General features: G+C 59.7%; 20 protein-coding genes and 3 pseudogenes. 13 read left to right on the top strand and 10 right to left on the bottom strand.

Features of this window, described 5'->3' with window-relative positions:
- The first annotated feature begins 8 nt into the window (after positions 1-8).
- Positions 9-1,175, top strand: a complete 1,167-nt coding sequence (locus tag PQR54_RS24745) for a porin (RefSeq protein WP_408250270.1) — start codon at positions 9-11, stop codon at positions 1,173-1,175.
- A gap of 241 nt (positions 1,176-1,416) precedes the next feature.
- Here PQR54_RS24745 and PQR54_RS24740 read toward each other — a convergent pair.
- A pseudogene (locus PQR54_RS24740) lies at positions 1,417-1,927 on the bottom strand (methyl-accepting chemotaxis protein); the annotation flags it as partial.
- On the opposite strand from PQR54_RS24740, the pseudogene PQR54_RS24735 reads away from it, so the two are divergent.
- A pseudogene (locus tag PQR54_RS24735) lies at positions 1,927-2,142 on the top strand (DUF3363 domain-containing protein); the annotation flags it as partial. The pseudogenes PQR54_RS24740 and PQR54_RS24735 overlap by 1 nt on opposite strands.
- Positions 2,143-2,179: 37 nt before the next feature.
- Here the strand turns inward: PQR54_RS24735 and PQR54_RS24730 are convergent.
- On the bottom strand, positions 2,180-2,818 hold the full coding sequence (locus PQR54_RS24730) for a TetR/AcrR family transcriptional regulator (RefSeq protein WP_408250269.1): 639 nt from the start codon (positions 2,816-2,818) through the stop codon (positions 2,180-2,182).
- 112 nt (positions 2,819-2,930) lie between these two features.
- On the opposite strand from PQR54_RS24730, the gene PQR54_RS24725 reads away from it, so the two are divergent.
- On the top strand, positions 2,931-3,488 hold the full coding sequence (locus PQR54_RS24725) for a carboxymuconolactone decarboxylase family protein (protein WP_408250267.1): 558 nt from the start codon (positions 2,931-2,933) through the stop codon (positions 3,486-3,488).
- 59 nt (positions 3,489-3,547) lie between these two features.
- On the top strand, positions 3,548-4,636 hold the full coding sequence (locus tag PQR54_RS24720; protein ID WP_408250265.1) for an alkene reductase: 1,089 nt from the start codon (positions 3,548-3,550) through the stop codon (positions 4,634-4,636).
- A 457-nt stretch (positions 4,637-5,093) separates the two neighbouring features.
- On the opposite strand, the pseudogene PQR54_RS24715 reads toward PQR54_RS24720, so the two are convergent.
- Both PQR54_RS24715 and PQR54_RS24710 read right to left on the bottom strand, forming a co-directional pair.
- Positions 5,094-5,486, bottom strand: a pseudogene (locus PQR54_RS24715) (ATP-binding protein); the annotation flags it as partial.
- 132 nt (positions 5,487-5,618) lie between these two features.
- Positions 5,619-6,392 (bottom strand): YkgJ family cysteine cluster protein, encoded by a 774-nt coding sequence (locus PQR54_RS24710; protein ID WP_408250263.1) that lies wholly within the window; start codon positions 6,390-6,392, stop codon positions 5,619-5,621.
- A gap of 287 nt (positions 6,393-6,679) precedes the next feature.
- On the opposite strand from PQR54_RS24710, the gene PQR54_RS24705 reads away from it, so the two are divergent.
- Positions 6,680-7,069 (top strand): thioredoxin family protein, encoded by a 390-nt coding sequence (locus tag PQR54_RS24705; RefSeq protein WP_408250261.1) that lies wholly within the window; start codon positions 6,680-6,682, stop codon positions 7,067-7,069.
- Complete coding sequence (locus PQR54_RS24700) at positions 7,069-7,797, top strand: cytochrome c biogenesis CcdA family protein (protein ID WP_408250259.1); 729 nt, start codon at positions 7,069-7,071, stop codon at positions 7,795-7,797. Before PQR54_RS24705 ends, PQR54_RS24700 begins: the two co-directional genes overlap by 1 nt.
- Before the next feature lie 85 nt (positions 7,798-7,882).
- On the opposite strand, the gene PQR54_RS24695 is transcribed toward PQR54_RS24700, so the two are convergent.
- From PQR54_RS24695 to PQR54_RS24685, 3 genes are all read right to left on the bottom strand, one after another.
- Complete coding sequence (locus PQR54_RS24695) at positions 7,883-8,902, bottom strand: HD-GYP domain-containing protein (RefSeq protein ID WP_408250257.1); 1,020 nt, start codon at positions 8,900-8,902, stop codon at positions 7,883-7,885.
- Positions 8,903-9,002: 100 nt separating this feature from the next.
- Entirely contained in the window at positions 9,003-11,150 is a 2,148-nt protein-coding gene (locus PQR54_RS24690) for a protein-disulfide reductase DsbD family protein (protein WP_408250255.1), read from the bottom strand.
- Positions 11,151-11,182: 32 nt separating this feature from the next.
- Positions 11,183-11,875, bottom strand: coding sequence for a DUF1223 domain-containing protein (locus PQR54_RS24685; protein ID WP_408250253.1), 693 nt, complete (start codon positions 11,873-11,875; stop codon positions 11,183-11,185).
- 740 nt (positions 11,876-12,615) lie between these two features.
- Here PQR54_RS24685 and PQR54_RS24680 point away from each other — a divergent pair.
- From PQR54_RS24680 to PQR54_RS24655, 6 genes are all read left to right on the top strand, one after another.
- Positions 12,616-13,296: a peroxiredoxin-like family protein gene (locus PQR54_RS24680; protein WP_408250251.1), complete on the top strand. Its 681-nt coding sequence runs from the start codon at positions 12,616-12,618 to the stop codon at positions 13,294-13,296.
- Positions 13,297-13,395: 99 nt separating this feature from the next.
- The gene (locus PQR54_RS24675) at positions 13,396-13,968 is read left to right on the top strand and encodes a sigma-70 family RNA polymerase sigma factor (RefSeq protein ID WP_408250249.1); all 573 of its coding nucleotides are present in this window, start codon (positions 13,396-13,398) and stop codon (positions 13,966-13,968) included.
- Complete coding sequence (locus tag PQR54_RS24670; RefSeq protein ID WP_408250247.1) at positions 13,965-14,606, top strand: DUF1109 domain-containing protein; 642 nt, start codon at positions 13,965-13,967, stop codon at positions 14,604-14,606. Before PQR54_RS24675 ends, PQR54_RS24670 begins: the two co-directional genes overlap by 4 nt.
- Before the next feature lie 258 nt (positions 14,607-14,864).
- Positions 14,865-15,113: a DUF4148 domain-containing protein gene (locus tag PQR54_RS24665; RefSeq protein WP_408250245.1), complete on the top strand. Its 249-nt coding sequence runs from the start codon at positions 14,865-14,867 to the stop codon at positions 15,111-15,113.
- Positions 15,114-15,314: 201 nt separating this feature from the next.
- Positions 15,315-15,608: a hypothetical protein gene (locus PQR54_RS24660; RefSeq protein ID WP_408250243.1), complete on the top strand. Its 294-nt coding sequence runs from the start codon at positions 15,315-15,317 to the stop codon at positions 15,606-15,608.
- 199 nt (positions 15,609-15,807) lie between these two features.
- Positions 15,808-16,692, top strand: a complete 885-nt coding sequence (locus tag PQR54_RS24655) for a patatin-like phospholipase family protein (RefSeq protein ID WP_408250241.1) — start codon at positions 15,808-15,810, stop codon at positions 16,690-16,692.
- A gap of 93 nt (positions 16,693-16,785) precedes the next feature.
- Here the strand turns inward: PQR54_RS24655 and PQR54_RS24650 are convergent, their stop codons facing one another.
- Together PQR54_RS24650 and PQR54_RS24645 are read right to left on the bottom strand one after the other, a co-directional pair.
- Entirely contained in the window at positions 16,786-17,289 is a 504-nt protein-coding gene (locus PQR54_RS24650) for a DoxX family protein (RefSeq protein ID WP_408250239.1), read from the bottom strand.
- A 227-nt stretch (positions 17,290-17,516) separates the two neighbouring features.
- On the bottom strand, positions 17,517-17,828 hold the full coding sequence (locus PQR54_RS24645) for a BufA1 family periplasmic bufferin-type metallophore (protein WP_028194768.1): 312 nt from the start codon (positions 17,826-17,828) through the stop codon (positions 17,517-17,519).
- Between the two features lie 676 nt (positions 17,829-18,504).
- On the opposite strand from PQR54_RS24645, the gene PQR54_RS24640 reads away from it, so the two are divergent.
- Positions 18,505-20,538 carry an FAD-dependent oxidoreductase gene (locus PQR54_RS24640; RefSeq protein ID WP_408250237.1) on the top strand — a complete coding sequence of 678 codons (2,034 nt, stop codon included), beginning with the start codon at positions 18,505-18,507 and terminating at the stop codon, positions 20,536-20,538.
- A 293-nt stretch (positions 20,539-20,831) separates the two neighbouring features.
- Here the strand turns inward: PQR54_RS24640 and PQR54_RS24635 are convergent, their stop codons facing one another.
- Complete coding sequence (locus PQR54_RS24635) at positions 20,832-21,203, bottom strand: Rid family hydrolase (RefSeq protein ID WP_408250235.1); 372 nt, start codon at positions 21,201-21,203, stop codon at positions 20,832-20,834.
- Positions 21,204-21,469: the final 266 nt, after the last annotated feature.

The following is a 21,469-nucleotide window of genomic DNA, read 5'->3' as shown; positions in this document are numbered from 1 at the left end:
GGAGAAGCATGAAAAAATCCTTTCTGACAATTGCCGTAACCGGTGTATTTGCTGTGTCAGCACACGCGCAAAATTCCGTGACGCTGTACGGCCTGATAGATACTGGGCTTGTCTATACCAACAATCAGGGGGGGCATTCCAACTGGCAGGAAGGCAGTAGCTCGACGCAGAACACTATTTTTGGGCTTAAGGGTTCAGAGGACCTCGGTGGTGGTTTGCATGCCGTTTTCAAACTTGAACAAAGTTTCAACCTGAATAACGGCGGACAAGGCTTTCCGGGTGACGCATTCGGCTCACAGGCTTGGGTTGGGCTGCAAAGCGACCAATACGGGACTGTGACGCTTGGTCGCCAATTCGACGTGCTCAACGACCTGCTCGGACCGATCACGGCTGAGAGCAACACGTGGGGCGGAAGTCTCGCCGCGCATCCGTTCGAGAACGATAACCTCGCTGCGAACTCCGTCGTCGTCAACAATACCGTCAAGTACGCGAGCCCGGTGTTCTACGGCGTCACCGTTGAGGGCATGTATTCGTTAAGCAACAAGGCCGGCGGTTTCTCGAACAACCGCGCATACGGCCTTAGCGCAGCGTTTGCCCAAGGGCCTTTGAATCTGGCGGCGGGGTATCTGCAGTTCAATAACCCGGGGGGCGGCGTGGTCGGCACCAACCAGAACGGCGCGATTGCGCAAGGCGACGGCAGCGCGGACTTCGTTGCGCAGCGCCAGCGTATCTGGGGCGTCGGCGGGAACTACACGTTTGGGGCGGCCACAGTCGGCCTCGTCTGGAGCCATACGCAAATCGACAACATGGCGAGCGTATTTTCGTTTGGTCTCGGTAACTATGTGCCGCTTGGCGGGGGGCTGCGCCTCGACAACTATGAGGTGAACGCCAAGTACGCGCTGACGCCGGCCCTGACCATTTCGGGTGCTTACACGTTCACGGACGGCGCGTATGCCGACGGCGGCGCGAGCGCGTCACCAATCTGGCATACGGTCATGCTGCAGACCGATTACTCTCTAAGCAAGCGCACTGACGTATACCTTGAAGGCGTGTATCAGCACGCGCATGGCGCGCCTGCGGGCTCGGTGCTTGGCGATGCGATGATCAACACGCTTTCGCCGTCCTCAACGGGCTCGCAGGTGGCCGTGACGGTCGGGTTGCGCCACGCGTTCTAAGAGCGTTGACCGGAAGGGCAGGGCGCACGGCCGTTTGCAGGATGTCGGTCCGGAAAATGGCCGTGTCGGAGATGTCAGCAATGCGCGTGACGTCGCGAAGACGTTGGGGCTCAGGCAGTTAAGCCTGGTCCGCAAGCTTAGGCGTGGGAAGTGAAGGGCATTTCGCCGGCCAAACGTCGCGACGGCAGGCGTGCTGTCGCGCGGGTCAGGCCTGAATGGCAAACGTGAGCTAAAACGAAGGTCATTCCGTGCACAGTTTCGCCGCGTCGCGAATGGAAAACGTTTCCGCTGCCTTCCGTTCATGGCCTGATTTGAATGGTTGTAGAGCAAAAATTTCAGGTTGAGGCGCTGCGGGGGCGGTCTTCGAAGAATCAACTGCCAGCCGGAAGATCAACACGACGTCGCGCAGCGTGCCGGATTGCGCCGACATTGATCGCGCCGCGGCCGAGGCCTCCACAACCAACGCGGAGTTGTTGCTGCGTTACCCGGTCCATCTGGGAGACGGCTATGTTGACCTGCTCGATACCGGTACTCTGTTCTTGCGAGGCCAGCGTAATCTCCTCCATCAGGTCGGCGACGCGCTTGACCGTTTGGACCGCCTCACCCATGGTCATGCTTGCTTCGTTCACCGGATCAGAACCGGCCTTTACGCGGTCGACCGAGTGCGTGATGAGTCCCTTAACCTCTTTCGCGGCGCTAGCACTTCGTTGCGCAAGGGTCCGGACCTCTGCGGCCACGACGGCAAAGCCACGCCAGTGGGGGCTATGCGATGCTCGATGATGGTGCGGGTCTCTCGCTGGTACCGTCAAAGCCAGTGGTCGAATAGCGGTTGGGTCAGCAACTCGCCGCGACAGTGCGCGGCGGCAGCATTCCCTGGGAAGTCGGACGGCAGCGCGATCAACCGGCTGGACCGACTCGTCTTCAAGTCTGCGGACAATTGGCCCACGCAAACAGTGAGTTCACTTAGTGACGGATGAGGCCAGTGATATCGCCTTCGCCCTCGGCTAACGGCGTCGTCTCACAGCCTTGTAGTTGGCCACATGATCGAACGCCATATTGAGAGCAATCTTGAGCGGTCCTTGACTGCGCGAAGTCTTGGCGAGAAGCAGACCTCCTTGAACGGCGCACAACACGCCGATCGCTAGATCCATGGGAACGGCTGTGCTCTCCAGTTCGCCATTCGCTTGCATAGTCGCAAAGCCTTCGGCCAGTCGGTCCTCCCATGTATCGAAGCCGGCGACGAGCAGTGCACGAGCTTGCTCGGATTGGTTGGCCAGTTCATTTGCCAGAGATCCGATCGGGCACCCGCCATTGATGCCCGCTTCTCGATTCAGCGCCAGGATGCAATCGCACCAGCGACGCAATGCCGCGAAGGAGTCGAGTTGCGTAAGTGCGGTCCCTTGCGCCGCCAGCACGCGGGCCGCCTGCGCGGAAATGACTTCGCGAACAAGCGCGTCCTTATCTGCGAAATAGTGATAGAGCTGGGATTTGCTCACGCCAGCTGTAGCACACACATCGTCGAGGCTCGTAGTCTCTACGCCCTTTGCGAAGGTGAGGCTTGTCGTCGCATCCACGATTCGCTGCCGGGTCGCGGCACCCCGGGATGTGTACGTCTTTTGCGCGCTGGCTGGTGACTTGTTCATGAAGCAGCTTTTTAGCACGATTGGACTGGACAGTCCAGTTTTATGGTGACAAAGTGGACCTGTTGGTCCATTTAAGTTTAACCCCGCACCTCACTTCTTCGAGAGCAATGTCATGAGCAGTTCTGCCACCCAAGTTTTTCCCGCGCTTCACGACGACCAGATTCCCACCGGGTCTCTCCCGTTTCTAGAAAAGGTAAAGAAGGTTTTTGGATTTGTCCCAAATCTGTTCGCCGTCTTCTCGAATTTCCCGGTGCTGCTTGAGGGATACCTGGCCCTCGATGCGATCTATAGCAAAGGTACATTGAGTCCCGCGGAACGACAGCTGGTGTTGCTGACCGCGAGTGTCGTCAACGAGTGCACCTACTGCACTGCTGCCCACAGCACTGTCGCCAAGGGCATGCTCAAGGTTCCCGCTGCCGTCGTCGCTGCCGTGCGAGCGCAGCAGCCTCTGGCCGACGCGAAGCTCAACGCTTTGGTCAATCTCACGCGCGAACTTGTGCTTGCCCGCGGTCACGTTGCCACGGCAACCATCCAGTCGTTCCTGAACGCCGGATACCGTAACGATCAGATCGGCGAAGTGCTCATCGGGGTCGCCCTCAAGACCATGAGCAACTACACCCACCATCTTTCCCCGGTAGAGATTGATTCCGCATTCAAAGCGGAAGCGTGATTCACCTTTCCGCGTTGCACGCGGATCAACACAGTTACGACAACTTAAAGGACCCCTGGATGACAGACCTTTATGACCCCATAGTTATGGGCGACATGAAGCTCGGCAATCGTGTCTTCATGGCGCCATTGACCCGAAATCGCGCTACGCCAGACGGGGTGCCTGGCCAGTGGGCATCCAGGTACTACAGCCAGCGTGCATCGGCCTGGCTCATTGTCTCGGAGGCCACGCAAATCTCGCCTATGGGAAAGGGCTATATCAACACCCCTGGCATTCATTCGAAAGAGCAAATCGCTGGCTGGAAGTCGGTCGTCGATGCGGTGCACCAATCAGGCGGGCGAATCTTTCTTCAGCTTTGGCATGTGGGCCGAATCTCTCACTGCAGCCTGTTGCCGGGAAACGCTTCGCCGGTGGCGCCTTCCGCGATTACGGCTCGCGCGCAGACGGTCGTTGAGACAGGATTTGTCGATGTCTCGGAGCCCCGAGCACTTAGCCTGACGGAGATACGGGCCACGATCGAGGACTATGGTCGCGCCGCGTCCAATGCCAAAGCTGCCGGCTTCGACGGCGTGGAGATCCATGCGGCCAACGGCTACCTGATTGACCAATTCCTCCGGTCGAATTCGAACGTCCGGACTGACCACTACGGCGGCAGTGCTGCGAACCGGGTACGCTTTCTCGGTGAGGTCGTCGAGGCCGTCTCGAACGTCTGGGATCCGGGTCGCGTTGGGGTGCGTATTTCTCCCCTCGGCACCTTCAACGACATGGGTGATGCAAATCCAGAGGAAACGTTCGCGTGCGTTGTGGATGTACTCAACGAGCATCGGCCCGGATATCTGCACGTCGTGGAAGACACCATCCCGGTCGATCTCAAGGCGGACTTCTTCCGACGCTTGCGTTCAACATGGAAGCGGACCTATGTCGCCAACGGAGGATACGATGCTGAGCGGGGCGAGCGCGCGGTTTCGGACGGATCTGCCGATGCCGTGGCATATGGCCGGCTCTTCCTGGCGAACCCCGATCTGCCTACGCGCTTAAGTCATCGTGGACCGTTGAACGAGCCCGATACCGGGAGTTTTCACCGTGGCGACGAACGTGGCTATATCGACTACCCAGAGTGGGTCGTGAGCGGAGCGAGCGCCCCGTGATCCTCAATATGGAGGCGGGCCACCCATGACTGCGACGGTGCCGACCGATTTGCATGCTGGTCCCGCGGTCACCTCTACAGCGCATGAAGCGTTGGGATTTACAAAGGTCACAATCGCGATCTGAACACTCACAGCCGCCGCAGTGATGGACGGCTTAAACGCGATCACTTTCGACATCCACAGATGGATCAGCCGATGTCGCCGAGACGAGGAGAACGCATGGCAGCGCGCGAGGCAGCGGTCGTCTTTGGGGTTGAAAAGGCTGGGATGGGCTCAGATACAACGCTTCGTAACCGGGAACATGCAGGTCGGCGCCGATGCCCGCGACGAAGTGATACTAATCTCCATGATCAATTCTGGAGGTGGCCAAGGTATCTGGTTGTATGCTGCCGACGTTTCGAATGGCGAAGATGTTCTCCGTGTCTCCGATAGCGTCGACCGTGACTTCGGGGTTCCGTCATCGTTCGTTCTCGTGAAGCGACGGCACGCCGAGATTTTGGCTTGGTGAAGTGCGCGGGACGTCCTGGTCCTTGCTGCTTGCGTTGCGGTGCGGTGCGCCGTGGGTAGCTTTCGACATTGAGCTCGAAGGAATGAGTGCTGGACCAACCGTTCGACGGCGGCGATCGTCATGGTGAGGTCGGGGAAGACCTTGTTCCATTCCCCGAAGGGTCGATTTTCTGTGAGCAGAAGCGAACGTCGGTCGAACCTGGCGCTGACCAGTTCGAACAGCACCAACGTCTCCGCCTGATCCTTGCTAACGTACGCAGACTCATCCAGGATGAGCAGGATCGATGCGATCCAGTCGGTTCAGAGCAGATTCGAGAGCCAATTCGCGGCACGAGACCTGTATGTATGGCGCTGATCCTACCCGATTCCGGCCTACAGGTGGTTCGAAGTAGCTGCGAAGTCGGCTAAGTTTGTGACGGATGGCATCGCATATAAGGGCTAATTTGCTGCCCTTCGGAATCCAATGGGACGGACGCTAGTTCGCTTCAAAGAGCGGGATGTAGCCCTCGGTCGGCAATAGAGCCGTGTGCATTTCCGTATGAGCGCCCACCGAATTGAGGGTGTCTACGGTAGTGCGTCGATTCGACAGGATGCGCCATGGCACCGCTTGCGTAGCAGGCGCGGCAGGATCCAGCGCTCTGCGTAACTCGTCAAGCATTGCATGAGGAGGTAGCGTGTACGTCACAAACCCCTCATTGGCCAGAGATGCAGTACGAAAGCCAGCATTTCCACATAGACGCTCCTTCACAGGAACATCACGAACGGTTGCCTCACGGGAGTTCTGGATCAGATCCGCCGTGATGGAATCCACGATTCGACCGCCTTTGATGAACGAAGGCCTGTCGGCGGCCCACGCCTCAGGCGGGCAAGCCTTGTGCGCTGGCATGAGTTCGATGAAAGGATTGACTTCGGCCGGATAAATTCTGCAGACGTTGGGCCTTGCCTCGTATGCGCCACATCGCATATCGGGTTGCAGGTGCGGGCAGGCGCCCTCGAAGGCGGCAGCGACTGTCACCATCACACGGATCGGAAGCTCACCGCTGTCGGCGGCAAACGACCGCATTCGCCTGTGTTGCACCTGGCCATCGTCCGTTGATGGTTCGACGGGCCACGGCATCGCTTCACAAAAGACCTGGACATCACCGCCACGTTCCAACCAGCGTATGGCTTCGTTGACGCTCAGGGGCAGACGAAGATTGTGACAACAATCGCCGCACATCGTGCATGCGAAGCTTAAATCCACGGTCATGTCTATCTCGGGTTCAGAACGCAACACAGAAACACAAAGGGCTATGAAAGGCGGCCCAACTGCGGCCGCAATCGCTAATTCCCTAGTTCGTTCTGAAGCCCGCTTCGGTTACATGGAGAATGCGAAATGGGCCGCCGCTTCACCGGACGCATACGCCACCCATCGGGAACGGCTAACAGGCGCGCAGCAGATTTGAGCGGCGCTGTAACCGATATTGCCGAATATCCGAACTAGGATTGGAGCATCGACATTTCCCTCTCTTTCCTAACCGCCAAAAGGGTCTAATCATGAACCGGATACGATTCGTCAAACACATCGTAGGCCCAGCGTTGCTCGCGGCGTCAGCCGCCACGTTCGCGGGTGAAGTGCCATTTACTCAGGCAAGCTTCGACCAGACGGTGTCATCGGGCCGGCCGGCTGTGGTCTATCTGCACGCGACTTGGTGTCCAACATGTCGGGTTCAAAAGCCGATCGTCGACCGTCTGTCTGCCGACCCCAAGTTGAAGCAGGTGACGATTTTCATCGCAGACTATGATGCGGAAACGAAACTGAAAAGAGAACTCAAGGTAACCCAGCAGTCGACCTTCGTTGTCTTCAAGGACGGCCACGAAGTGGCGCGTTCCACGGGACAGACTCAGGAGGCCACCATCCGGGCCGTGTTTGAACAGGCGCTGTGATGCAATTCACCGCTGCAACGTATGGATTAGGTCTCGTCGCCGGGTCGGCATCGGTGTTGTCCCCGTGTGTTCTGCCGCTGCTCCCGATACTCGCGACGTCAGCGTTGGCTAAACATCGATTCGGCATCATCGCGCTGGCAGCCGGCCTGGCCATTTCGTTTGCGGGCGTCGGCATATTTCTCGCCACCCTCGGAGCGTCCGCTGGACTGGACCCTGAGATTCTTCGACGCTGGGCTGCTGGCCTGATGGTGTTTTTTGGTCTTGTCATGTTATCGGGCACCCTTCAAGGGTTTTTTTCCCGGCTTAGTTCGGTCGTCGGTGCGAAGGGCCAGCAGGCGCTCGACGATGTGAATGGCAACGGATTGCTCGGGCAGACGATGATCGGCCTGTTGCTGGGGTTCGTCTGGACCCCCTGTGTGGGGCCAACGCTAGGTGCGGCAACGTCGCTGGCGGCACAAGGTCAGGACCGCGGCCAAATCGCTATCGTGATGGCGCTGTTCGGTTTGGGCGCGGCACTGCCGCTCGTTTTGCTCGGAACGATCTCGAGAGTTTCGCTCATGAAGGTGCGAGGCACGCTTGCCGCGTGGGGCAAGACGGCCCGCTGGACGCTCGGTGCCCTTTTCGTTGTCATGGGGATGATCGTGATCACCGGCGTCGACCGTCAGTTGGAAACCCTTCTCCTGTCCGTCAGTCCAGCCTGGCTCACTACTCTGACAACGTCCCTATGAGAAAGGGGCGGCGGCACCGCAGCGCAGGGTATGGCTGCGGCGAGTCAGCAGCGCTGCATTCGCATGGCTAGCGAGGCATGCGGTGTCATGACAGCGTGTGTAGCTGACCCGTAACGCGCGCAATGAGTGCCAGGTCTGGTGAGGGGGCGAGGTCGGCGGCACTCGCCTTGTTTCCCGTCGGCAGCATGGCGGAGAACAGACCTTTGAATCGGTAGCCTGATGTACATGCTGGACAATATACTTCGCTTTCCTTGGGAGTATCCGCTCTGACGACAACAGTTGGACCGCATGTCTGGCAATACTGGAGGGGTATTCTTTCATCGCTATGGCCTGCGATGTGGTACAGGTTCACGCTACCACACAGTTGCAGAAAGATTTCCCCATATTCGCGATTGAACTGCGTGCCGAGATTGTCCCGTACAGCAGCAAAGGCATCGTCAATCGGCATTGCCTTACGGTACGGGCGTGTGCTGGTCATGGCGTCAAAGGCGTCGCAGATGCCGATGATTGCAGCCATGGGGGTGATCTCATTGCCAACGAGGCCTAACGGATAACCTTTGCCGTCGGGTCGCTCGTGATGGGCGTAAACGGCGTCCGCGATGCGTTCGCCGAAAGGGTGCTTCGCAAGCAGTCGTTTGCCGACTTCAGGGTGCGTTTTGATGACGGCATACTCCGCGTCAGTCAAACGCTCCGTTTTGAGCAAGACGGAATCCGGAACAGCAATTTTGCCTAGGTCATGCAGGAAGCCACCCACCGAGACGTGCGCCACCTCGCGATCCGAAAGACCAATCTGTCGTGCCAGCAGACTGGCGTAGCGGGAGACTCGCCACAAATGGCCGCCAGTGTAGGGGTCGCGGGCCTCTACTACCCACGCGAGGGCGAGCAGACTATCGAGAAGCGGTCGATCCACACTGTGTGCGGATTCTGCTGGCCGAAGAGACGTGAAGCGAGGCTGAGCATCTTTTTTGGAGTCATGGTCGCAATGGAAGCATTTCTCAGGAGATTTCTGGCAAACGGGAAGCCGCTGCAAACGGCGGACTGTCCATTTTGTTTTGTGCGGTCGACGTGTTGTGCCGGTACGACCTCGCCCCTTGAATTCGTCCACAAAGTGCTTCCGGTTACACGAAAGAGGGTATTTGTTTGCGACGGCAATGCGGTTCCCAACCGAGTACTGACTTGCGCTCATCTGAAGAAATTGTGTCATGTCATCCGGCGGATGAATTGCTCTTCGCCGTTTTGGCGGGCGTGGCGTTGTCGAGCGCATGGAAGAGCGTCGAAGTTTGCAAGATCTCAGGCAGCAATTGCCCTTGTGGCATGCGAGGCCCATATACGACGTCGAGCGGAATGCCGAAACGACCGAAACCCTGAATGTAGGCAAGCACTCCGGGGTTATACCGGCTCCAGTCGGCTCGCATGCGCACGATATCGTCCTGTTTGAGCCGGGTGCGCACGGCAGCCGTGTCCAGAACGGATAGCTCATTGACCTTGCAGGTGAGACACCAGCTCGCCGTCACGTCGACGAGCACAGTCTTGCCGCTGGCGACCAGCGTGCTGATTGCATTCGGATCGAACGCTTGCCATTCGGTCGGTGGAGCGCTTCGGCCTCCTGCGCCGAGCGAGGTAAGCGAGGAAATTGCGATGGCGCAGCACGCAAGGAGCGCAGTCGCTGCGCGTGACCATCGGTTGCTCCCCAGGCTTCCCCATCGGGTCACGGCGGCCCGCACCGCGAGCATGGCAATCAGCACGATACTGACGAGTGACGCGACGGCCATACCCGCAATATTCCACAACGACGCGATCAACCAGATCGACGTTGTCAGCAGCAATAGACCCATGATCCTGCGCAACTGGATCATCCACTGGCCGGGGCGCGGAAGTCGCGTCGCAAGCGACGGCGCGAGCGCCAACGTCAGGAATGGGAGCGCCATTCCTACCCCAAGTGCGAGAAGCACCGCCGTGATCTCGAACGAACTGCGTGCCAACGCAAAGCCGACCACAGTGCCGACGAGCGGAGCCGAGCACGGCGTGGCAAGAAGGGTAGAAAGCATGCCGCCGACGAATGCCTCGACAAGCGGCCCCCGATTGGTTGCACCGCTCGCACCTCCCGAAAGGATTGGCGGAAGATTGATCGGGAGCCAGTCAAAGAAGCTTGCCGCAAACAACGTTGTGACGACGGCCATGCCTGCGAGGAACCACGGTTGCTGGAACTGTATGCCCCATCCGAGCGACGCCCCCGCGAGTTTGAGGACGGACAACACGGCGGCAAGCAATCCGAACGAAGTGACGATTCCCAAGGCCGTCGCGAGCGCCACCCGCCTTGCCGTTTTGCGTTCGGTGCCTGCGGCTTTTGCTACCGAGAAAACCTTGATTGAAAGAACGGGCAACACGCATGGCATGAAGTTAAGAATCAGGCCGCCAAGCAGCGCCAAGCTCAGAATGACGACGATGCCGTGATCTTTGTCTGCCGTGGAGACGACTGACGCGGTCATGAATTCGGCCGCTCTGGGTCCGTCCACTACGGTCAGGCGCAGCGGCTCTTTCGCTGCAGCGGCGGGCGGCAGGTCGACTTCCAGTGCAGCCTGGTGGCCGTGGTTTGAAAGGTGTACCCGCGGCGCTTGGGGCAGACCGGCCTCGGCTCCTTCGACGAACAGGTCGGGCGACCGAAACGGGGTGCCCTCGCTACGCAGATCGACCTTCAGGCGCCGGCCGGCGGAGGTTTGCTCCAGCGTGCTATCCATCACGCCGATTCCAGCCTGCGCGGGCGTTTGCGGCACCCTTTGCGCCGCTGCGGCGATCGCTGCGGCTTCGCTTGATGGTCCTTCCATGCCCGGCGGCAAGTTGAGCGCCACCTCGGCATGTTCGGGCACGCAGACATTCGCGCAACTCGCATAGTCGAGCGTCAGCGCAAGGCGGGTAGCCTCGTGCGGCTGGTCCAGCTTAAGGCTCACCGGCAGAATGAAATCGCCCGTATAGACACTGTTTTGCAGACCCGAGATAACGAGTCGGGACGGCGCCGGCCAGGACACGGATGCCGATGCGACATTCCGGGACCGGGACCAGTTAAAAATCGGCGCGATGCCGGCATCGCCAGGGGTGCGCCAGTAACCATGCCAGCCGTTCGGATAGCGAAACTCGACGCCTATCTGCAGCGTGTTCCCGGCCACGCCGTCGGTTGCCGTGATGATGCGCACAGTGGCGCGCTGATCGCCGGCCCAGTTCGAGGACGCCGCACGAGCCTCGAACGATGAAGCAAGAAGAAGCGTTGCGACGAGGGCAAAAAAGGCGCCAACGCGAGTGAATCGGGGCATCGCTTGCTCCTCATCGAAAAGATTGTAAGAACATCGGGCTTTCACATGGTGTCCCCCCGGGATGGAGGGCGTGCACGCTAAGGCTCATCTGTCACGCGGGCAGCGCCGACAATGTGTCCGTCCGGTGCCTGGAGCAAAACTGCCGTCTTCTCACCCGCAGGGACCTGGGGGTTGAACATAGCCGGTTTGCCGGTCCATTGACCAATCGGCTCGAACGAGCGAACGATGTTGGACTCCTTCAGCGTTCGCCCGCCGTTTTCGCCGCGCCCGACGGCGGTCGTGTGCTGCGCGTCGTAACCCACCAGAATCACCCGCGCGCTTCCGGGGCCGGCACCGACCGAGACAGTAATGGCGTTGCCCTTGCGCACCGCGGACAACGGCGCGGACGTTGAATCCGCGGCCTTCGCTTTCTGAATCGCGGCCTCGGCGGATGAGCGGTCCGAACCCACGAAGGCAGTTGTTCCGTCGACGACCATCTCTGGCGTGTAGGAGCCGTCGCCGAAGCGTTGCCCGTATTCAGCCTGGCGTTGAGTGGCGACATCGAGGGAAAAGGGGTCCTTCCATCCGAGGCTGTTCCAGTAGGTGACGTGAAAAGCCAAAGGGAGAATGTCGCTTCGCTGTTGGCTTAACTCCGACAGGTAGGCGTCGGCCGGCGGACAGGAAGAACAGCCTTCGGAAGTGAAAAGTTCGACAACCACGGGTCCGGGCGTTGCCGCCATGACGGGGAGGGCCACAAGCAGTGAAATGAAACCAAGCAGACGGGATAGCATGAGTCGACTCCTAATGAGAATCATTGATGCATGGGTCGCGGTGGAGCAGGTGATATGACAGCCCGAATCGCTTCGCCCACATCTCCAGCTGTGTTGTTGAAGTGAAAGCATGAGCAGGATGCATCACCCTGCCTCGCAGCGCTTGCTGACGCTGTCCCTATGCTAGTTCGCCGCGGGCCTCGATCGGGTTACACATTCCTGAAACAAACGTTCCGCCAGGTTGCTCAAGTGTGGCAATTGCGGAGGTGTGGATCTGTCGCGGCTGGCACGTGCTCAACCTCGCGAGCGTCGATCCTCTCTGTGGGCCGGGACCTCTGTCCGAGCCGTAGTAGCAATATGCAGCCGCAACGCCACATGATGGGGCGCTGGCCTGGTTCCTCGAATGCGCCGCCGGCTCGATTGACCCAGCAGAGTGCATAGCCAAAATGGCGGGCCTTGGCGGCATGCCACGCATTTGAAGACACGACCAGGACTTCCGACTGATGCAGTCCCGTCCTGTCCTCGCCAACGCGTGCACGTCAGCCTGACGCCAATGATCCGAATGGCACTGCAAATCTAGCCCTATCCCAAATCGTCTGGCGTTATCGGAAACAGTGGGCAGGCGGAAAAATTCAGATGCATCTCGTGTCATCTTTCGCACCGAGTCGCGACTCTAGGAGGGAGGGTAAGTGTCCGTTTTGCCGATCGACTTACCCAACTAGGTCGAGCGGTGGGCGCACGTCGAATCGGAGAACCGTGTCATGTCATTGCAGAAACGTCTCGACGCCTTCAAGGCGATATTCGAGTCCGGGCGACCTCCTTTCAACACGCATCGCTCGGTCGTCGATACGCTCCAGCGGGCGACCGACGAGCTCATCGAATCTGGCTTGGCAGAGCGAGCGAAACGCGTCGGCGACCTGGCACCGCGTTTTATCCTGAAAGACCCGGACCACCGGCCGGTCAGTGCCGGCAAGCTGATTGCCGACGGTCCGTTGGTGCTGACGTTCTATCGCGGCATATGGAGCCCATATTGCAATCTGGATCTCCAAGCGCTGCAAGCGGCACTTCCCCACATCGTTGCACGTGGCGCGATCCTGATGGCGATTTCGCCGCAAAACGGGGTCAATAGTCGCCTGACGATCCGTGAGAACCGTCTCAGTTTCCCAATACTCGGAGACCCACGCGGTGAGCTTTCGGCCGACTACGGGCTGCGCGTCGCCTTGCCGGACTACCTCGTCGAGTTGTACTTGACCATGTTCGGGGTCGACCTGTCGTCGTTCAACGACGACCCCTCGTGGACGCTGCCGATGCCGGCGAGATTCGTAATCGATAGGAACGGCATCATCGCCTACGCCGAGGTGAGCCCGGACTGCACAAGACGTCCAGACCCCGCCGAACTGCTTCCGGTTCTCGACAGACTCGCAGCTGGTGGCCGGACGTGAGACGTTTTCACCACACATCCAGAAGAAGAACATCTGTCGGCGAACCGCGTACATGTTCTAACGAGGCTTATTTCGCCCGACCTGTAACCAGAGCCCGCAATGAACCGAACTACTGAAAATGGACCGGCGCGTCCCGTCGAAGAGCGACTGAAGGCTTTGTTCATACGCGGCCTGGATGGGGATGCGGCGGCTTATCATGCATTTCTCAGCGACCTGACCGGACATCTGCGCGGATTCCTGAGAAAGCGTCTTTTTTATCTGCAAGACGATATCGAGGACCTGGTTCAGGAGATTTTGATGGCAGTGCATAATGGGCGCCATACCTACCGTCCGGACCAGCCGTTGACGGCCTGGGTGCATGCGATCGCCCGCTACAAACTGGCGGACTTTTTTCGCGCACGATCGCGCCGGGAAGCCTTGCACATGCCGCTGGACGACGAACTCGAGATATTCGCCACCTGCGATGTCGAACCGGCGGAGGCCCGGCGTGATCTAAGCAAGCTGCTCGAACAGTTGCCCGATCGCCAGCGTCTGCCGATTCTGCACGTCAAGCTGGAAGGGTTGTCGGTGACTGAAACCGCGAAGCTCACCGGCCTGTCGGAGTCGGCCGTCAAGGTCGGCGTGCACCGCGGTTTGAAAGCATTGGCACTAAAGTTTCAGGGCGCATCATGAAGACAGAGGATCTTGTTTCGCTGCTGGCTGCGGGGGTGCCCGCTATCGATCATAACGTGTCGGCAAAGCGATTCAGCTGGGCGATGTTATGCGGCGGTGTCGGTTCCACGGTGCTCATGGCAATCGTTTATGGCGTTCGCCCCGATATCGACGCGGCGATGAAGACGCCGCTGTTCTGGATCAAGCTGGCTCTGCCTGTGTGCCTCACGCTCGCTGCGTTGCTGGCGACGGCGAGACTGTCCCGGCCAGGAATGGCGGTAGGCCGAGCGTGGGCTGCGCTTGCTGCGCCCGTGCTCGCCGTCTGGATTGCGACGCTCGTTCTGCTGTGGTTGACACCACCCGATGCGCGCGTGCCCCTGGTCATGGGCAATACGTGGCGGGTATGCCCGCGTAACATCGCGTTGCTTTCAGTGCCAGCGTTCATCACGGTGTTCTGGGCGATGCGAGGTCTGGCACCCACGCGTCTCAGGCTGGCCGGTGCCGCAGGCGGCCTGCTGGCGGGAGCGACTGCCGCGGTTGCTTACTGTTTCCACTGCCCCGAGATGGGTGTGCCATTCTGGGCCGTCTGGTATCTCCTCGGCATGTTGATCCCCACGCTTGCTGGTGTGGCGCTGGGGCCCCGGTTGCTAAAGTGGTGAGTTGGACCGCTGGAAGGTCAAACTGTGTTCAGCCAGTGCTGCGCCGAGGTGCGTGCTGAAGGCCCGACGCCGCCTAACTGAAACCCCACCTTATTTTTTCTCTGTTCTGTAACCAATCCGGGCAAACAGGCGAAATACCTTATGAAGCGCAGGCACAAGCCTGTGCTTGAGCGATCGACGCCGGGAACTCCGTGCGACCTGGAGCGCCAAAATTTGTTGGCATTCGGGCAGGTCGATCACTACCCCTTTGGGAGAGTAATGATGAAAGTGAACAAGTTGGCGATGATCATGGCCGTGGCAACTCTCGGCATGTCGGCGCTGGCGAGTGCGCAGCCTGTGCAGGGCGCTGACGGAAACTCAATGGCGGCAGGATCGAATCAAGGCCCGAAGACTCGCGAGCAGGTGCGTGAGGAACTGGCTCACGCTCGCATGAACGGCACCATCCCGCGTTTCGGCAATCCCAATCCCTACGGGTCTGGAGGCACACCGAATTTCACCCGACACTAAATCACCCAGCACTAAACGAAGGGCAGGGAATAGCAAGGCAAAGTGATCGTCTTGGTTCAGCGTTCACGGTAGTAATATGGGCACGAAACCTCCGGACGCCAGGCGCGGCGTAGTACGAACAAGTCAGGTCCGACCAGAATAGATCATGTGCGGTATATAGCTATCCTAAGTGTATTGTAAAAAAATGAAACTGGAGATCCAATGAAAACGTTTAGAAAAATAATCTTGTGGGCAATGATCCCGCTTTCCATAGTCGCGGGATCTGCGCACGCTGAGGGAATCGGCCGCAGCGTCACGTACCTGATGCCGCAGGACTATCAAATGATGATGGAAAAACTGACGCCCGAACAACGGACCCAGGCCATCAACATCCAACAGAAAATGATGCAGATGGAGATGGACCATCAGGAAGCAGTGTCTCAAATGGAGATGAAGCACGAGCGCGAAATGATGCAATTGCAAAACCAGCTGCTCGATTTGTTCAAAGGGCACTGATACTGTCCGAACATCGTTACCGATGCTGTCTCGGGTAACCTTTCCGCATCCGTCAAGGAGCGATTCCCGGTAAGCGGATGTCAGGCAGCAGGCTCGATCAGGACGACGCAGTCCCGATCGAGCCACCCGTCATCTGGTGCGGGTTCGCTCGATGAGTCATGGAGAACGGGTCCGGTATTGCACGGCAGCAGAGGCAGACATGTCCACTTATCCGAATTCGTCCACTCCCCCCGGCCTGACCGCTTTTGTGTTCGCAGGCGGCGGCAGCCTCGGCGCGATCGAAGTCGGCATGCTGCGCGAGTTGCTTGAGCATGGTGTGCATCCGGGGTGCGTGATTGGCGCCTCCGCCGGTGCAATCAATGCGGCGTATTTTGCTGGCCGGCCCGACGGCGATTGCGTAGCAAGGCTCGAATCGCTGTGGTGTCGGATCAGGCGGCGGGACATCATGCCGCTCACCATGTTCGGGTTGCTCGAGATGGTTCTGAGTCGGCGCTCCCACCTTGTCGAAGCTACGGCGCTGCGCATGCTGCTGGAAAAGAATTTGTCGTATTCCCGGGTGGAGCATGCGGCCATACCACTTCACATCGTCGCGACGGACATGCAAAGCGGCAAAGAAATTATCCTGTCGTCTGGCCCGCTGGTGGATGCCGTCCTCGCGAGCGCTGCGATTCCCGGTGTGTTCCCGTCGGTGCGCATTGACGGCATGGATCTGGTCGATGGCGGCGTGGCCAACAATACGCCGATCTCCGTGGCCATCTCACTGGGTGCGACACGCGTCATTGTGCTTCCGGCCGGGTTTGCCTGCGCAATCCGCAAGCCGCCCGGTAACCCAATCGCGCAGGCCATGCATGCGCTCACACTTCTCATTGCTCGTCAGCTCGTGCGCGATCTGGAATCCTACTCATCCCACGCAGAGATCTTTGTTGTGCCGCCACTGTGTCCGCTCGATGTATCGCCTTACGACTACACGCAGTGCGACCGCCTGATTGAGCGTGCGGCCGCGAAGACGCGTGCATGGTTGCACGAAGGCGGTCTTGAGCGCGGACTTATCCCGGGTGAACTACGCGAACACACGCATGCATGACTGGAGCGAGCAGAAGCGCTAAACGACAGTGGCATCGTTGCCGCGATTCAGTCGCTCTCTTACGCAGTTGCGCATCGCTATGACAGCACCCGGTCACGACCTGGGCGACCTGTCGCCAAGCAGATAGTCAATCGATATCAGGCCAGGCCCCCAGGCTGCAATTCCCAGTGCCATTGCCAACCAGGTCAGATGGATGGGCCAGCCGTCCGGTACGGTCAGCTCGACGATGCACGTCATCAATATCAGACCGGCCGCGGCGAACCGGGTTCCGAGGCCAAGCACGAGCAGCACCGGAAATGTCACCTCGCCGAGGCCCGACAGAAACGCAAAAACAGCTGGGGCGGGAAACGGATACGGACCGCCTGGGAGGTGCAACTTGAACTCGTCCGTGAACAGGTCGATCGCCGTATCGTTCAGTTGAAGAAAGCCGTGCCATTTGAGAATGCCCGACTTCCAGAACGGCACAGCCAGAGCAAACCGCAGGACGAGTTGAACGAGCCACGGTTGTGCGAGCTGCTGGATCAGTCGCCTCGCCGTGCCAATCGCGGATACGACTACGTCCGGAATCGGCAGTTTTACGTTCTGTAGGTTCGACATCTCTATGAATCTCCAAGTTGGGCGGCAACAAATGCGCCGGCTGGGATCGTCCGTGCCAGGTTGGCCAGTCCGTCGGCGAGGATCGCAGGCAGGTGCTGATGCCTGAAACGGGTGCAGCCAATCCCGTGTGCGGCAGGCATCGCGTGGAGAGGGCGGTCTGTCTGGCCAACGGCCGTTGTCACCGTGGAATTACCCATGGCCGCCCCTTCCTCGTGTCGTTCGCCGAATCAGGACTTCAACGGGGTGAGCGAGCCGTGGCCGCCACCCGGCACTTCGATACTCGTGCAGGTGCCGCCCTGAACGAACTTCCACGAGTTACCCTGGAAATCCATCGCGGATGTGCCCTGACACGTGGTACCGGGACCGGCGGCGCAGTCGTTTTGCCCCTTCAGCGCAACGCCGTAGCACTTCTCCTTGTGAGCGGCGACAGCAGCGGCTCCTTCGGCGGGCGTAAGTGGTGCTGCATGGGCGACTGATGCAAGCAGGCTCGCGACAACGCCGGCGAGGAGGGTGGAGCTGACCGTGATCTTTGTGGACATTGAATTTCTCCAGTGGTTGGGATGGAAGGTATCCGTGATGGATACGTGATCTAGTTCGCGGGCTGTCGATGTCTGGTTACAGGGAAATCGCTATTTTTTTGCTTTCGACTTGTGCAGCGTTGACATCTGCCAGAACCGCCGCGGCCAAACCGCTTGCAATAGTTCGTGTCGGTTGCCAGATGGTTACAGCACACCGCTGTTTTTTGTCGAGGGCGACAAGATGAAGTGGTACCGGTCGTCGGAGACGAGCGAGCCGCATGCGTACCGCCTGGGTTCGGGACAGAGTTGGCGGCTCGCGTTCAGCATAATTATTTTGTATCGCTAAACGAAAATGCAGATTACGCACATTCGCTGTTTCTCGCGGGCTGGCATCCGAGTGGCGAAGCAAAATTCGTTGATCGACGTAACCGTCCGGCAGCCGGAGACGAACTATCAGTCGGATGTCGACCGTATGGTCTGGGAGAGCCATTGACTTCTGGCGGCGAACCAGAGACGGGCTGGCGCTACCGACTTGCCGTCCTGGGCCTTCAGCTTACCCCGCGCATCCGTCCGGTGGTTGTTCTCTGTCCGCGATGGAACGCCGGGCCGTTCATGGATATTTTGGCGTTCTATCCCTATGTTACGAAAGACCCTTAGACGTGCCTGCGGTTTTGGCCTCGCGCTACGCGTGCTATGTATGCCCTGGGTGCTGTTGTGTGCTCGGATCTGGTTTGGACAGGTCGTCTTCGTGCATCAGATCATGACGATGGCAGAAGGCCCCCACGATGGGCTGTTCTCCGGCGGCCTGCATGTCCCGTCCGGGCTCGATGCAGCGCTGCACAGTGTGGTGCCGTTGCTGCTTACCATGGGGCTGCTGACTCGTCCTGTTGCACTGGTGCTGCTCGTCGAAACAATCGTCGACAGTCATGGTGCGCTGGCGGTTGGCGCACAAGCAGCCAAACTTGCGCTCCTTTCCTGGCTCATCGTAAGTGGGGCGGGGGCGATATCGCTGGACAATCTTCTGGGGCGCGGTGTGTCATGGATTCCATTTCGCCCGGTAAGGCTCACGCGTGGGCTCTATGTCTGGTTCGAACGCTATCTGGGTCCGCTTCTTCAGTTTGTCATTCGTGCCGGGCTTGCCGCTTCACTCGTTATCTTGGTATTGCCAACGGGTTCGTGGTTGCAGAAATCGATGTTGGGCGCCGCGGCGACCTCTCTTGTTCACCCGGCATGGTGTGCGGCGGCGCTCGCGTTGGCGCTGACGCTTGGCTGCGCGACGCGCTTTGCCGCACTGGTCATCGCGGTGATGGCACCGGTGGCCGGTATCGCTATGTCGGCCGACGACCGGCTCGCAGTCCTGCTTCTTCTTTTGGTGCTTGTGGTCGCAGGCGGTGGCGTATTTTCCGTCGATTGGCTGCTTGACCGGTGGACGGGCACCAGGTCGCAGGAAGACGATTCCGCCCCGAAGGATTTGCCACATGTCATCGTAGTCGGGGGCGGCTTTGGCGGCGTCGCAGCGGCGCAAGGGTTGCGCAATGCGCGCTGTCGGATCACGCTGATCGACCAGCGCAACCATCATCTGTTTCAGCCGCTGCTCTACCAGGTGGCGACGGCCGCGCTATCGCCCGCGGAGATCGCCACGCCGATCCGCAGCCTGTTCCGGCGTCAGCGCAACGTTCAGGTCAGGCTAGGGCAGGTGACGGGGGTGGACGCGGTCGCACGCGAGGTACACGTGGGTACGCTATCCGTGAAATTCGACTATCTGGTGCTGGCGACGGGCGCTCGCCACAGCTATTTTGGCAAGGACAGTTGGGCGCCGTTTGCACCGGGCCTGAAGAGTATCGAAGATGCGACCGACGTGCGCAGTCGCCTGCTGCGAGCGTTCGAGGAAGCCGAAAGCGCGGCGAGCGAGATCGAGCGTGCCGCGTGGCTGACTTTCGTGATCGTCGGCGGCGGTCCCACCGGCATCGAACTGGCGGGTGCCATTGCCGAACTGGCCCGGCACGGGATGGCCGAGGAATACCGCAAGATCGATCCGGCCCGCGCTCGCGTGATCCTGTTGCAGTCGGGCCCGCGCATCCTGCCCACTTTCGCCGCCACGCTATCGGGCGCAGCAGAACGCTCACTGCAAGCGCTCGGGGTCGAGGTCCGGCTCGACACCCGGGTGCTGGGCATGGACAGCGAGGGTGTCGACATTGGGGGGCAGCGCATCGCCGCACGTACCGTTCTATGGGCGGCGGGCGTGGCAGCGTCGCCTGCCGCTCAATGGCTGAACCGGACCGCTGATCCGTCGGGACGGCTTGCCGTGGGCGCCGACCTGTCCGTGCCGGACCTGCAAAGGATCTATGCGATAGGCGATACGGCATCCTGTCTGGGATGGCGCGGCGCAGTTGTTCCTGGTCTCGCGCCGGCGGCCAAACAGCAGGGCCTGTATGTGGCCGGCGTGATCGCGGCCAGTCTTGAGGGGCGGCGCCCGCCGCCGCCGTTTCGCTACCGGCATTTTGGCAGTCTTGCCACAATCGGACGTCAGGCGGCTGTTGCCGAGATCGGCAAACTTCGCGTATGGGGGGAGCCCGCGTGGTGGTTTTGGGGCGCAATTCATATCGCCTTCCTGGTCGGCGGACGGAACCGCGCCATCGTTATTCTCGATTGGCTCTGGGCGTATCTCACCTACCGGCGCAGCACCCGGCTCATTACAGGCGACACACGAGACAAGACGATGGATCGATAGGACGAGTCCACCGTTGACGAGGTAGTGACGGAATCCAGGGACGAACGGGTGGCACGTCTGCATTTCGCTTCCGAAGCAACTCGGTCAGAAGCCTGCCGGTATGGTCGGAGCCGACAGCTACGGCGATGTTGCGGCCATGCCGGACGGTTTCGAAGAATATCTGGGTGGTCTGTTCGGCATCTGCGGATGCGCCCAATCCGCATGATGTTGCTACTGCGCTCACTAATCTCATCGCGCAGGGCCGCGTCGATCTGTGCCTTGGCTTGAGCGAACCATGGTCGAGCACAACACGCTCAAACCGCTGCAATGCAATCGATCTCGATATCGAAACGTCCGGGCCATGCGGGCACGTTCACGAAAATCCGTGCCGGTGGCTGGGCGCCAAAGAACTGTGCATAGATTTCATTGACGATCGGGAACATCTCGACGGATGTGCAGCAGACGTTGCACTTAAGCACCTGGTCAAGCGACGATCCGCCAGTCTCGACGCCGAGCTTCAGTTGCTCCAGCACGCGTCCGGTTTGCTGGTCGATTGGCGCATCCAGTACCTCGCCTGTCTGCGGATCAATGGCGGCAAGCCCGACACGTAAGGCGTGTCGCCGTGACGCGTGGCACGGAGGTGGGTGCCTTCCAACGCTCGAGCCAGCTGGACAATGGTTCAACACGGATGATTTCGCGAGCCATGTGTTTCTCCTTGAGTGATGGGATGGGTAGTGATTCGGTGGCTACGTAGCTGTGGGCGCTGAGGCAGTACTGTCAGCCGTTGACCTGCGACACGGCCAGTGCGATGCCTTCGTGCGTCTTCATGTCGAGTGTTTTGGAGAGCGCGCCCTGCAGGGCGGCCCGCCCGTTCAGCGCCTGGGGCGCTTGGTGCCATGATGCGGAACAGGTTCGGCGTGAGGTTGAGTTGCCACGACACGGGCCATGGTCA

It is taken from the genome of Paraburkholderia phytofirmans, from assembly GCF_046028095.1.
In the GTDB taxonomy this organism is placed as follows: Bacteria; Pseudomonadota; Gammaproteobacteria; order Burkholderiales; family Burkholderiaceae; genus Paraburkholderia; species Paraburkholderia phytofirmans_A.
The sequence above is the reverse complement of the archived record's forward strand: the minus strand, read 5'-3'. Positions and strand labels throughout refer to the sequence as shown.